The 13,102-nt window shown below is 63.0% G+C and carries 8 protein-coding genes; 2 read left to right on the top strand and 6 right to left on the bottom strand.

What is annotated here, in order from left to right; all coding sequences use genetic code 11:
• Positions 1-71: 71 nt before the first annotated feature.
• The 6 genes from CRO75_RS21470 to leuC all read right to left on the bottom strand — a co-directional run bounded on the left by CRO75_RS21470 (position 72) and on the right by leuC (position 8,630).
• Entirely contained in the window at positions 72-2,681 is a 2,610-nt protein-coding gene (locus CRO75_RS21470) for a FimV/HubP family polar landmark protein (RefSeq protein WP_097137993.1), read from the bottom strand.
• Between the two features lie 202 nt (positions 2,682-2,883).
• Positions 2,884-3,894, bottom strand: coding sequence for an aspartate-semialdehyde dehydrogenase (locus tag CRO75_RS21465; RefSeq protein WP_097137992.1), 1,011 nt, complete (start codon positions 3,892-3,894; stop codon positions 2,884-2,886).
• Positions 3,895-4,078: 184 nt separating this feature from the next.
• Positions 4,079-5,191 (bottom strand): aspartate-semialdehyde dehydrogenase, encoded by a 1,113-nt coding sequence (asd, locus tag CRO75_RS21460; RefSeq protein ID WP_007921989.1) that lies wholly within the window; start codon positions 5,189-5,191, stop codon positions 4,079-4,081.
• 54 nt (positions 5,192-5,245) lie between these two features.
• Positions 5,246-6,328: a 3-isopropylmalate dehydrogenase gene (leuB, locus tag CRO75_RS21455; RefSeq protein WP_097137990.1), complete on the bottom strand. Its 1,083-nt coding sequence runs from the start codon at positions 6,326-6,328 to the stop codon at positions 5,246-5,248.
• Between the two features lie 228 nt (positions 6,329-6,556).
• Entirely contained in the window at positions 6,557-7,201 is a 645-nt protein-coding gene (leuD, locus tag CRO75_RS21450; protein ID WP_007921993.1) for a 3-isopropylmalate dehydratase small subunit, read from the bottom strand.
• 10 nt (positions 7,202-7,211) lie between these two features.
• Entirely contained in the window at positions 7,212-8,630 is a 1,419-nt protein-coding gene (gene leuC / locus CRO75_RS21445) for a 3-isopropylmalate dehydratase large subunit (RefSeq protein WP_062823059.1), read from the bottom strand.
• Positions 8,631-8,775: 145 nt separating this feature from the next.
• Between leuC and CRO75_RS21440 the strand changes: the two genes are divergently transcribed.
• Both CRO75_RS21440 and CRO75_RS21435 read left to right on the top strand, forming a co-directional pair.
• The gene (locus tag CRO75_RS21440) at positions 8,776-9,666 is read left to right on the top strand and encodes a LysR family transcriptional regulator (RefSeq protein WP_092418213.1); all 891 of its coding nucleotides are present in this window, start codon (positions 8,776-8,778) and stop codon (positions 9,664-9,666) included.
• Positions 9,667-9,747: 81 nt separating this feature from the next.
• Positions 9,748-13,026: an EAL domain-containing protein gene (locus CRO75_RS21435; protein ID WP_085530326.1), complete on the top strand. Its 3,279-nt coding sequence runs from the start codon at positions 9,748-9,750 to the stop codon at positions 13,024-13,026.
• The last annotated feature ends 76 nt before the right edge of the window (positions 13,027-13,102 follow it).

Here is a 13,102-nt window from a genome sequence, read left to right as displayed (position 1 = left end):
AAGCGCTGCCATGGGCCCAGAAACAAAAACGGCAGCCTCGATGGCTGCCGTTTTTTGCTGCTAGCGTCGACTCAGGCCAGACGCGCGAGCATTTCCTTGGCTTCGCTTTTCTGACCGTCGTTACCTTCGCTGATGACTTCGCCGAGAATATCCCGCGCGCCATCGTTATCGCCCATGTCGATGTAGGCCTGGGCCAGATCGAGCTTGGTCGCCACTTCATCGGCGCCGGAAAGGAAATCGAAATCCCCTTCGTCGGCACTGCCCGCGGCGTCTTCCGCGGTAAAGGTCGGCTCGGCCAGGTCCGGCTGCTCGAGGCTCTGCGACAAGCGATCCAGCTCGGCGTTGACATCGTCCAGCTCGGAAGCGAAAGCATCCTTGGCAGCGGGCTGCGCATCCATCTCGTCCGCCAGGGATAAGTCGAAGTCGGCTGGCAGCTCAAGATCGTCGAGCGCAGCTTCGGTCACCGTAGGCACTTCGGCAGCCGGCAGATCCTTCAGATCGTCATCCAGGCTGAGAAGGAAATCCTCATCGGCTTGCGCCGCCGCAGGAAGATCCTCACCCAGATCCAGGTCGAAATCCGACAGATCATCCAGGCTTTCCTTGGCTTCGGTTTGCTGCTGCAGCACCGACTCGAAGCTCAGGTCGTCATCCAGCGGGAAGTCGTCCAGCTCGGGCTCAGCTTGAGTAGAAGCAGCAGGAGCAGCCGGCGCCGCTGGAGAGGCCGCCTCCAGATCGTCCAGGCTCAGATCGAAATCGGTATCCAGGTCGTCGACAGCCGGTGCCGGCGCTGGCTCCTGCGGCTCGTCGAGCAACAGTTCCTTGACGTATTGAGCATCCAGCGCAGCCGCTGCAGCAGCCGCGCCGAGACCCGCGGCCGCCACCGCAGCCATTGCCGGGAAACGGCTTTTCAACTGTTCGACTTCAGCGTGATTCTTGCCATTGGCCACCAGCTGACGCTCCTGGGCCACAAAGGCGCTGCGATCGCCCTGATGACCGTAGACTTCCATCAGCTTCAAGCGCAACTCGCTACGCTGCGACTCCAGCTTGACGGCCTCCTCCAGGATCGCCGCCGCCTGGTTCAGGCGACCGCCATCGAGATGGGACTGGGCCTGATCCAGCACATCGGCCGGATGCTCGACTGCGGCAGGCACCGGCGCCGCGTCCACCACAGGCGTCACGACCGGAGCTGGAGCTGGAGCTGGAGCTGGAGCTGGAGCTGGAGCGAGCTTGACGCTCGGCGGTGGAACTTCAAGGCCTTCGAAGCTGCTTTCCGGCAGATCCAGATCCTTGGACAGCTCAGACTCTTCGGACAGGGCGCGAGCCATGCGCAGATGCTTTTCCGCCTCCTGCCGAGCCTTGCGACGGCGAGCCAACAACAGCAGCAACAACAGCACCAGCACTGCCCCACCACCCGCCAGCCCCAGGAGGATCGGATTGGTCAGCAGGTCGTTGAATTTGTCCTCATCGGACGCCGGTGCTTGCGCCTGGGCCGGTGCCGCTTCAGCCGGGGCCTCTCCCGAAGTTGCCGCAGGATCGGTCACTGGCGCCGCCGGGGTCGCAGGCTGCTCAGCCAGTTGTGCCGGCATGGCCGCGGTCGGTTGTGCTGGCGCCACGGCACCCGCCCCTTCCGCCTGCAACTTGGCCAACTGGTCGTTCTTCAATTCGATCAGGCGTTGCAGCTTGTCCAGCTGGCTTTGCAGGTCCGTCAGACGGCTTTTCAGCTCGGCGTTGTCACGCCGGGCCGTATCGAGGCTTTCCTGAGTCACCGCCAGCTTGTTGCTCAGCGCCTGGCTGTCGCCAGCCGCACCCTTGCCCCGCGCCTGGCCCGACTCGGCAGACACCAGGCTCAGATTATCCTTGGCCGCGCCTTGTGCAGGCGCTTTGTCCGCGCCCGCGCGCCGGGTGCCATCCAGTTGCTGCTGAGCGCTACGCGGCGCCAGGCGGCGCCCCTGACGCCACGCCGTATTCTGCGCAGCGACCTCGGCGATCGCTTGCGGCTGCGACAGGCTGGTGCTCTGCACGGCATCGGGCAGGCGCAATACCTGCCCGGTTTTCAGCCGGTTGATGTTGCCGTCGATAAAGGCATCCGGATTCAGCGCCTGGATGGCCAGCATGGTTTGCTGGACCGAACCGCCATTACGGGCCTTGGCCGCAATTTCCCAGAGGGTGTCGCGGGCCGAGGTGGTGTATTGAGCAGGCTTGCCGGCACCGGTGACCGGCGCGGCGACCGCTGGAGTCTGTGCCGCGGATTGCGCGGCCGCTTCAGCGGTTTGCGGGGAAAACTTGGAAGGATCGAGCAGGACGCTGTAGTCGCGCAGCAGACGGCCATTGGGCCACATCACCTGCACCAGGAACTTGACCATCGGCTCGGAGAGCGGCTGGCTCGACGTGACCCGCAGCACGCTCTTGCCGTTGGCATTGAGCACCGGCGTAAAGCTCAGCTCATTGAGAAAGGCCTGGCGATCGACGCCCGCCTTGGCGAAATCTTCAGGCGAGGCCAGGCTCGGCACCACCTCGGCGGCGGTGAGATCCTTGACGTCCAGCAACTCGATTTCTGCAACCAGTGGCTGGTTCAGAGTCGACTTCAGGGTCAGCTCCCCGAGCCCAAGCGCCTGCGCCATACCGGAGGACAGCGCCGACGCGGCCGCTATTGCTAACACCAGTTTGCGAACTTGAACCATAGCCTCATCCTTTGTTTGAACATTCCTCGGCCAGCGAGAAGGTGTTGTAGCGCTGCCGTAAGGCATTGCGTGCGGCCTGAAGGGCCGCTTCGCGCGATTATGTCTGCATGCCTTGGAAGAGCGCGACGGCAGCTCACCTCCAGCAACCAGCCAAGCATAGCGCCCAGCTAGAATCATTCTGCAAATTGTTGCCAAGTATCTTTTACAGAAGGTCTTTTATCAACAACTCAGCCAGCTGCACGGCGTTGAGCGCAGCCCCTTTGCGTACGTTATCTGACGTCAGCCAGAGATTAAGTTCCGCCGGGTCGTCGATCCCCGCGCGCACCCGACCAACGTAGACCACATCCTGCCCCACCGCATCGCCCACCGCGGTCGGGTAGTCGCCCGCCTCCACCAACTCGATGCCGGGCGCGGCTTCGAGCGCGGCATTGACCGCATCCAGGTCGATCGCCGTGGCTGACTGCAGAGTCACGCTATAGCTATCGCCAAAAAACACCGGGGCTTGAACACAAGTGACAGAAATCTTTAATAGAGGCCGCGCCAGCACCTCGCGCAACTCCCGGACCAGGCGTTTTTCCAACAAGGTGTGACCTTGCTCGTCGGGCGTGCCGACCTGCGCCAACAGGTTAAATGCCATCTGCCGGTCGAAGAATCGCGGCTCCAACGGACGCGCATTGAGCAATTCGGCGGTCTGCCGCGCCAGCTCGGTTACCGCTTCACGGCCCTGGGTGGACACCGCGAGGCTGGCGGTCAGGTTGACCCGCTGGATCTCGAACAGGGCCTGCAACGGCGCCAGGACCACCGCCAGCGACGTGGCTGCGGCGCTGGGGCTGCTCAGTTGAACGGGCTTTTCCAGGCCGCTCAGCACGCGCTCGTTGGCCTCCGGCACCAGATTCGGCGCCTGGGCCGAAGGCAATGCGCCCGACAGGTCGATCACCGCACAATTGGCCGCCGTCGCCCGCGGGGCGAAGCTCAGGGTCACCGCCGGGCCGGCAGCGAAAAACGCCAGCTGCACCTTGCTGAAATCGAACTCGTCGACCTCACGCACGCGCACATTTTTTCCACGAAACGGCACCGAATGCCCCGCCGATTCACTGCTGGCCAGCAGGTGCAGGTTGGCGATCGGGAAATCGCGCTCTTCGAGAATCTGGACGAGGGTTTCGCCGACAGTACCGGTGGCACCGATAACGGCGATATCGAAGGACTGGTTCATGGTGCTACCTCTGGCGAAACGGGGGAGCGGCACTTTACCCGGCGCTTGGGGGCGAGGCAATTTATCAGATCTGACACATCAGACTTTTCGCAAACATGCTCATAGCCAGCAATCAGGAGCTGCTCCGATATGAAAAAAGCCCGCGCCTCTTGCAAGGCGCGGGCTCTTTCAATGCATCAGAGCATCAACGCTCGAGCAGGATCCGCAGCATGCGGCGCAGCGGTTCGGCGGCGCCCCACAGCAGCTGGTCGCCGACGGTGAACGCGCCGAGGAACTGCGAGCCCATGTTCAGCTTGCGCAGACGGCCCACCGGGATGTTCAGGGTGCCGGTGACCTTGGTCGGGCTCAGCTCCTGCATGCTGATGTCGCGCTGGTTCGGTACCAGCTTGACCCAAGGGTTGTGCTGGCTGATCAACCCTTCGATATCGGCGATCGGCACGTCCTTGTTCAGCTTGATGGTCAGCGCCTGGCTGTGGCAGCGCATGGCGCCGATCCGCACGCAGATGCCGTCGACCGGGATCGGGCTCTTGAAGCGGCCGAGGATCTTGTTGGTCTCGGCCTGGGCCTTCCACTCTTCGCGGCTCTGGCCGTTCGGCAGTTCCTTGTCGATCCACGGGATCAGGCTGCCGGCCAGCGGCACACCGAAGTTCTCGGTCGGGTAGGCATCGCTGCGCATGGCTTCGGCGACCTTGCGGTCGATGTCGAGAATGGCGCTGGCCGGGTTGGCCAGGTCATCCGCCACGGCGGCGTGGGTCGCGCCCATCTGCTTGATCAGTTCGCGCATGTTCTGTGCGCCGGCACCGGACGCCGCCTGATAGGTCATGGCGCTCATCCACTCCACCAGACCGGCTTCGAACAGGCCGCCCAGGCCCATCAGCATCAGGCTGACGGTGCAGTTGCCGCCGATGTAGTTCTTGGTGCCGGAGTCCAGCTGCTGGTCGATGACCTTGCGGTTCACCGGGTCGAGGATGATCACCGCGTCGTCCTGCATGCGCAGGCTGGAAGCGGCATCGATCCAGTAGCCCTGCCAGCCGGCTTCGCGCAGCTTGGGGAAGACTTCGCTGGTGTAGTCGCCACCCTGGCAGGTCAGAATCACGTCGAGGGTCTTCAGCTCTTCAATGCTGTAAGCGTCCTTGAGCGGAGCAATGTCCTTGCCCACGGACGGGCCTTGGCCACCGACATTGGAAGTGGTGAAAAACACCGGCTCGATAAGATCGAAGTCTTGCTCTTCCAGCATCCGCTGCATGAGCACGGAACCGACCATACCGCGCCAACCGATCAGACCTACACGTTTCATCGCAACTACACCTATACAAAAGTGGGCCACCGTCTGAGCGGTGGGCCCGAAAGATTACAGATTCCGCAGCGCGGCGACTACTGCATCGCCCATTTCCTGCGTACCCACCTTGGTGCAACCGGCCGACCAGATGTCGCCGGTGCGCAATCCCTGGTCCAGTACCAGGCTCACGGCCTGCTCGATGGCGTCCGCCGCGTCGTTCAGATTGAAGCTGTAACGCAGCATCATCGACACCGACAGAATGGTCGCCAGCGGGTTGGCGATGCCCTGCCCGGCGATGTCCGGCGCCGAACCGTGGCATGGCTCGTACATGCCCTTGTTGTTGGCATCCAGCGACGCCGACGGCAGCATGCCGATGGAGCCGGTGAGCATCGACGCTTCGTCGGAAAGGATGTCGCCGAACATGTTGTCGGTGACCATCACGTCGAACTGCTTCGGCGCACGCACCAACTGCATGGCGGCGTTGTCGACGTACATGTGGCTCAGTTCGACATCCGGGTAATCCTTGGCCACCTGCTCGACCACTTCGCGCCACAGCTGGCTGGACGCCAGGACGTTGGCCTTGTCCACCGAGCAGAGCTTCTTGCCGCGCACACGGGCCATGTCGAAGCCGACCCGGGCAATGCGGCGGATTTCACTCTCGCTGTACGGCAGGGTGTCGTAGGACTGACGCTCGCCGTTTTCCAGCTCGCGGGTGCCACGTGGCGCGCCGAAGTAGATGCCGCCGGTCAACTCGCGAACGATGAGGATGTCCAGGCCGGAGACGATTTCCGGCTTGAGGCTGGAAGCATCGGCCAGTTGCGGATAAAGGATCGCCGGACGCAGGTTGCCGAACAGGCCCAACTGCGCGCGAATTTTCAGCAGGCCGCGCTCAGGGCGGATATCACGCTCGATCTTGTCCCATTTCGGGCCGCCCACGGCGCCCAGCAGGACCGCGTCGGCAGCCCGCGCACGATCCAGGGTCTCGTCGGCCAGCGGCACGCAGTGCTTGTCGATGGCCGCGCCACCGATCACGTCATGGCTCAGTTCGAAGCCCAGGCTGTACTTGTCGTTGGCCAACTCCAGCACCTTGACCGCCTCGGCCATGATTTCCGGACCGATGCCGTCACCTGGGAGAATCAGAATCTGCTTGCTCATGCTTTCCTCATTTGCTCTGTCGGTGTGCTGGTCGGCACGCCCGGAAAAATGCTGTTGCCTGGCCTGCGGCGTCCGCTCACTCGTAGAGAACGAAGCACTGGCCCGAATATCAAGCCGCCATGGCTTTTTTTGGCGGTTACGGCGAGCAAAAAGCTCGCTCCTACAGGTTGTGTGTCCTCTCCTGCCGGAGCGAGCTGGCTCGCCATCCATACATCACTTTAACGCCGATCAGGCGTCGCGAAACAACCACGGCTGGCTGGCACGATGCTTGGCCTCGAAGGCGGCAATCGCGTCACCGTCCTGCAAGGTCAGGCCGATATCGTCCAGGCCGTTGAGCAGGCAATGCTTGCGGAACGCATCGATCTCGAATTTCAACACCTTGCCATCGGGACGGGTCACGGTCTGGGCCTGCAGATCGATCTGCAACTGGTAGCCCGGATTGGCCTCGACCTGCTGGAACAATTCATCGACTTCAGCATCGCTGAGGATGATCGGCAGCAAACCGTTCTTGAAGCTGTTGTTGAAGAAGATGTCAGCGTAGCTCGGCGCAATGATGCTGCGAAAACCATATTCTTCCAACGCCCAAGGCGCGTGCTCACGGCTGGAGCCGCAGCCGAAGTTTTCCCGGGCCAGCAATACACTGGCGCCCTGGTAGCGCTCGGCGTTGAGCACGAAGTCCTTGTTCAACGGACGCTTGGAGTTGTCCTGGTACGGCTGGCCGACATCCAAGTAGCGCCACTCGTCGAACAGGTTCGGGCCGAAGCCGGTGCGCTTGATCGACTTGAGGAACTGCTTGGGAATGATCTGATCGGTGTCGACGTTGGCACGATCCAAAGGCGCGACAAGACCGGTGTGCTGGGTGAAAGCTTTCATGCTGCGCTCCTTAGATCAATTCACGGACGTCGACGAAACGACCGTTGACGGCGGCGGCCGCGGCCATGGCCGGGCTGACCAGATGGGTACGGCCACCGGCGCCCTGACGACCTTCGAAGTTGCGGTTCGAGGTCGAAGCGCAATGCTCGCCGGACTCCAAGCGGTCCGGGTTCATCGCCAGGCACATCGAACAGCCCGGCTCGCGCCATTCGAAGCCCGCTTCGAGGAAGATCTTGTCCAGGCCTTCCGACTCCGCCTGGGCCTTCACCAGGCCCGAACCCGGGACCACGATCGCCTGCTTGATGGTCGAGGCCACTTTGCGGCCCTTGGCGATGACCGCCGCGGCGCGCAGGTCTTCGATCCGCGAGTTGGTGCAGGAACCGATGAATACCCGGTCCAGCTGGATGTCGGTGATCGCCTGGTTGGCGGTCAAACCCATGTATTTCAAGGCACGGACGATGGAATCACGCTTGACCAGGTCCATTTCCTTGGCCGGGTCCGGCACATTCTGATCGACGGCCAGGACCATCTCGGGCGAAGTGCCCCAGCTGACTTGCGGCTTGATCTGCGCGGCATCCAGCTCGACCACGGTGTCGAACTTGGCGTCGGCGTCGGACACCAGGTCCTTCCAGGCTTCGACGGCGAGGTCCCATTGCGCGCCCTTGGGGGCGAATGGACGACCCTTGACGTATTCCACGGTCTTTTCGTCCGCGGCCACCAGGCCCACACGGGCACCGGCTTCGATGGACATGTTGCAGATGGTCATGCGGCCTTCGACGGACAGGTCGCGAATCGCGCTGCCGGCGAACTCGATGGCATGGCCGTTACCGCCAGCGGTGCCGATCTTGCCGATCACGGCCAGGACGATGTCCTTGGCGGTCACGCCAAACGGCAACTTGCCCTCGACCCGCACCAGCATGTTTTTCATTTTCTTGGCGACCAGGCACTGGGTGGCGAGCACGTGCTCGACCTCGGAGGTGCCGATACCGTGCGCCAGGGCGCCAAAGGCACCGTGGGTCGAGGTGTGGGAGTCGCCGCAGACCACGGTCATGCCAGGCAAGGTGGCGCCCTGCTCCGGGCCGATGACGTGAACGATGCCCTGACGCACGTCGTTCATCTTGAATTCGACGATGCCGTATTCGTCACAGTTGTCGTCGAGGGTCTGAACCTGCAAACGCGAGACCTGGTCGGCGATGGCGCTGATGCCGCCCTTGCGCTCCGGCGTGGTCGGTACGTTGTGGTCCGGGGTCGCGATGTTGGCATCGATGCGCCAAGGCTTGCGCCCGGCCAGACGCAGGCCTTCGAAGGCTTGCGGCGAGGTCACTTCGTGGATGATGTGACGATCGATATAGATCAGCGCCGAGCCATCGTCGCGCTGCTTGACCAAATGCGAATCCCAGAGCTTGTCGTAGAGCGTTTTGCCGGCCATCAGACGGTTCCTCATCATTTTCTATGCCGCGGGTCTCCGACACCGGTCAATAACCCCTTGGCTTGTGAGGCTGATGCTATGGCGTTACATTAAATAACTCAAATTCATATTTTTTATACTTTGGATAACCGACTGGAATACGACCATGGACCTGGCCAACCTCAATGCCTTTATCGCGATTGCCGAAACCGGCAGCTTCTCCGGAGCCGGCGAGCGCCTGCACCTGACCCAGCCGGCCATCAGCAAGCGCATCGCCGGCCTTGAGCAACAGCTCAATGTCCGGTTGTTCGATCGCCTGGGCCGCGAAGTGGGCTTGACCGAGGCCGGACGCGCCCTGCTGCCGCGGGCTTATCAGATCCTCAACGTGCTGGACGACACCCGCCGGGCGCTGACCAACCTGACCGGCGAAGTCAGCGGCCGCCTGACCCTGGCGACCAGCCACCATATCGGCCTGCACCGCCTGCCGCCCCTGCTGCGCGCCTTTACCCGCCGATACCCGGAAGTGGCCCTGGACATCCAGTTTCTCGACTCGGAAGTGGCCTATGAAGAGATTCTCCATGGTCGCGCCGAACTGGCGGTGATCACCCTGGCCCCCGAGCCCCATACACTGGTCAAGGCCACGCCGGTGTGGAACGACCCACTGGACTTCGTCGCCGCCCCCGAGCACCCGCTGGTGAGCAACGGCACGGTCAGCCTGGCCGATATCGCCCTGCATCCGGCGGTATTTCCCGGCGGCAACACCTTCACTCACCATATTGTCCAGCGTCTGTTCGAGGCCCAGGGCCTGACCCCGAACATCGCCATGAGCACTAACTACCTGGAAACCATCAAGATGATGGTGTCCATCGGCCTGGCCTGGAGCGTCTTGCCCCGTACCATGCTCGACGAGCAGGTGGCGCGCATTCCTTTACCGGGCATACAGCTCACTCGCCAGCTAGGCTATATCCTGCATACCGAACGGACGCTGTCGAATGCTGCGCGGGCTTTCATGGCCTTACTGGATGCACAAGTCGATTGGCCAGGGACCCAGGCGTAAGCGTCCCGGCATGACTTATGCCACCTCTTTGCTTGCCTGAACCTGCGCCTAACGCTCTTTTCAGCCCAGGGCTCGCTGCTCATGCCAAAACCCGCTGACCGTCTACCGCCCATGCCGCGCATTCACGCGCTCGACCCGAAACAGTCGGAGCAAAGCTGGGAGAGCGCCCCGCAGTTGCTTGCCGCACTCAATGGCGCACGGCTGGGCGCCTGGTACTGGGACATCGAAAGCGGGCAAATCAGCTGGTCGCGGGGCACCCAGGCGCTGTTTGGCTTCGATCCGCGCCAGCCGCTGCCCAAAGACCTGGAATACCTCGACCTGCTGCCCGAGGAAGACCGCGCCAAAACCATTCGCGCCTTCCATTCGGTGCTGGCCGGCGCGCCGCTGGAACAGGCGATGCATCACCGCATCCGCTGGCCCGACGGCAGCCTGCACTGGCTGGAAATCAATGGCAGCGTGCTACCGGACAAACATGGCAAGCCCCGAATGATCGGGGTGATTCGCGAAATCACCCACCAACGCCAGCGGGAACAGGCTCTCAGCAGCTCGGAAAAACGCTTTGCCACGCTGTTTCACCTGTGCCCGAACATGGTGCTGCTGACCCGCCTGGAAGACGGCCTGATCAGCGAAGCCAACCAGTACTTCGAAAGCCTCTTCGGCTGGCCGGTGCAGCACGTCATCGGCCGCACCACCCTCGAACTGGGCCTGTGGGTCGACCCGGAACAACGCGCGCAAATGGTCAAGGCGGTACAAAAGCGCGGCCAGGCCGCCACCCTCGAGGTGCAACTACGCGCCAGCAACGGGCAGATTCACGACGGCATTCTCAGTGCCCAGAAAGTCGAGCTGGAAGGCCAGGCCTACCTGCTCAGCACCTTTCTCGACACCAGCGAACGCAAGCTCGCCGAACAGGCCCTCAAGGACAGCCAGGAGCGCCTCGACCTGGCGCTGGACTCGGCCCAGCTCGGCACCTGGGACTGGCACATTCCCAGCGGCATGCTCTACGGCTCGGCCCGCGCCGCGCAGCTGCACGGCCTGGAGCCGATGCCGTTCCATGAGTCCTTCGATGCGTTTTTCGAGGGCGTGCCCGACGAAGAGCGCGACAGCATGCGCGATGCCTACCGCAGCCTGCGCGAAGGCCCGGCCGGCAATTATCAACTGACCTACCGCGTACAACTGGCCGATGGCTCGTCACGCTTTCTGGAAAGCCGCGCCCGCCTCTACCGCGATGAGCAGGGCCGTCCGCTGCGCATGGCCGGGACCTTGCTGGACATTACCGAACAGGTCGAGCGCGAGCAGCGCCTGGTGACGTCCGAGGAGAAGTTCGCCAGCCTGTTCCAGGTCAGCCCGGACCCGATCTGCGTCACGCTCCAGGAAACCGGGCAGCTCATCGAGATCAACTCCAGCTTCACCCAGACTTTCGGCTGGACCGCCGACGAGGTGCTCAACCGCAGCGCCGACGAAATCGGTCTGTGGGACGACTCCGCCCAGCGCCTGCAACGGGTCGAACAGGTTATCCGCGAACAGGCGCTGAACAACGTCGCGGTGGTGGTCCGGCACAAGGACGGACAACCCCTGACCTGCATCATTTCCAGCCGGCAGATCACCGTCGACAAACAGCCGTGCATTGTCACCACGCTGCGCGACATCACCCAGCAACAACGCTCCGAAGCCGCGCTCAAGGCCAGCGAAGAGAAGTTCGCCAAGGCGTTCCACTCCAGCCCTGACGCCATCACCATCACCGAACGCGACACCGGGCGTTACCTGGAGGTCAACGACGGCTTCTGCCGGCTGACCGGCTACCGCGCCGAAGAAGTGATCGGCCGCACCGTGTATCAGGTCGGTATCTGGGCCGAGGAAAAACAGCGCTCGATCCTGCTCGCCGAGCTGCAGCTCAAAGGTCGGGTCAATCACCTGGAAATGCTCGGCCGCAACAAGCGTGGCGATATCCTGACAGTCGAGGTCTCGATCGAACCCATTACCCTCAATGAAACCCCTTGCCTGCTGCTCACCGCGCGGGACGTCAGCCTGCTGAAAAACGCCCAGGCGCAGATTCGCCACCTGGCCTACCACGACCCGCTGACCAACCTGCCCAACCGCGCGCTGTTGATGGACCGCCTGAGCCAGCAGATCGCCCTGCTCAAGCGCCACAACCTGCGCGGCGCCCTGCTGTTTCTCGACCTGGACCATTTCAAGCACATCAACGATTCCCTCGGCCATCCGGTGGGCGACACCGTGCTGAAGATCGTCACCGCGCGGCTCGAAGCCAGCGTGCGCATGGAAGACACCGTGGCGCGCCTGGGCGGCGACGAGTTCGTGGTCCTGCTCAGCGGCCTGGAAGGCAGCCGCAGCGAAGTCAGCGAGCAGGTGCGTGAACTGGCCGATACCCTGCGCGAGCTGCTGTCCGAACCGATGTTCCTCGACGGCCAGCGCCTGCAGGTGACCCCGAGCATCGGCGTGGCGCTGATTCCCGATCATGGCTCGACCCCCACCGACCTGCTCAAGCGCGCCGACATCGCGCTGTACCGGGCCAAGGACTCCGGGCGCAACACCACCCAGATGTTCCACAACACCATGCAGAAAGCCGCCAGCGAGCGCATGCGCATGGAGACCGACCTGCGCCTGGCGCTGTCCCGGGGCGAGTTCAGCCTGCACTTCCAGCCCCAGGTCGATGCCCGCGACAACCGCATCGTCGGCGCCGAGGCCCTGGTGCGCTGGCACCACCCCGAACTGGGGGCGCAATCGCCCACCGAGTTCATCAAGGTCCTGGAAGACAGCGGCCTGATCCTCGAGGTCGGCACCTGGATTCTCGACGAAGCCTGCCAGGCCTTCAGCCAACTGATCGCCGAAGGCCTGGTGGACCCGCTCGACTTCAGCCTGTGCGTGAACATCAGCCCGCGACAGTTCCGCCAGAACGACTTCGTCGAGCGTATAGAGAACAGCCTGAGCCATTACCAGCTGCCGCCTTCGCTGCTGAAGCTGGAGATCACCGAAGGCATCGTGATCCAGAACCTGGAAGACACCATCGGCAAGATGCGTCGCCTGAAAAAACTCGGCGTGAGTTTCGCCATGGACGACTTCGGCACCGGTTATTCGTCGCTGACCTACCTCAAGCGCTTGCCGGTGGATGCGCTGAAGATCGATCAGTCCTTCGTCCGCGATGCGACCCACGACCCCAACGACGCGGAGATCGTGCGCGCCATCGTCGCCATGGCTCGCAGCCTGGACCTGAAGGTGATCGCCGAAGGCGTGGAAACCGCGGAGCAGCTCGAGTTCCTGCAAGGCCTGGGCTGCCATTTGTATCAGGGTTACCTGCACAGCCGACCGCTGCCGCTGGAGGGTTTGAAAGCCCTGCTGGTCTGAGCGGGCGACATGCAATCGCCAGCCTGACAGATCAACGGGGCAGCAATTGCCAGTGTTTGGCACAACCTGTAGGGTC

Origin of the sequence: Pseudomonas sp. LAMO17WK12:I10, assembly GCF_900215185.1 — a bacterium.
Taxonomy (GTDB): Bacteria; Pseudomonadota; Gammaproteobacteria; order Pseudomonadales; family Pseudomonadaceae; genus Aquipseudomonas; species Aquipseudomonas chlororaphis.
This window is presented reverse-complemented; position numbering and strand designations above follow the sequence as displayed.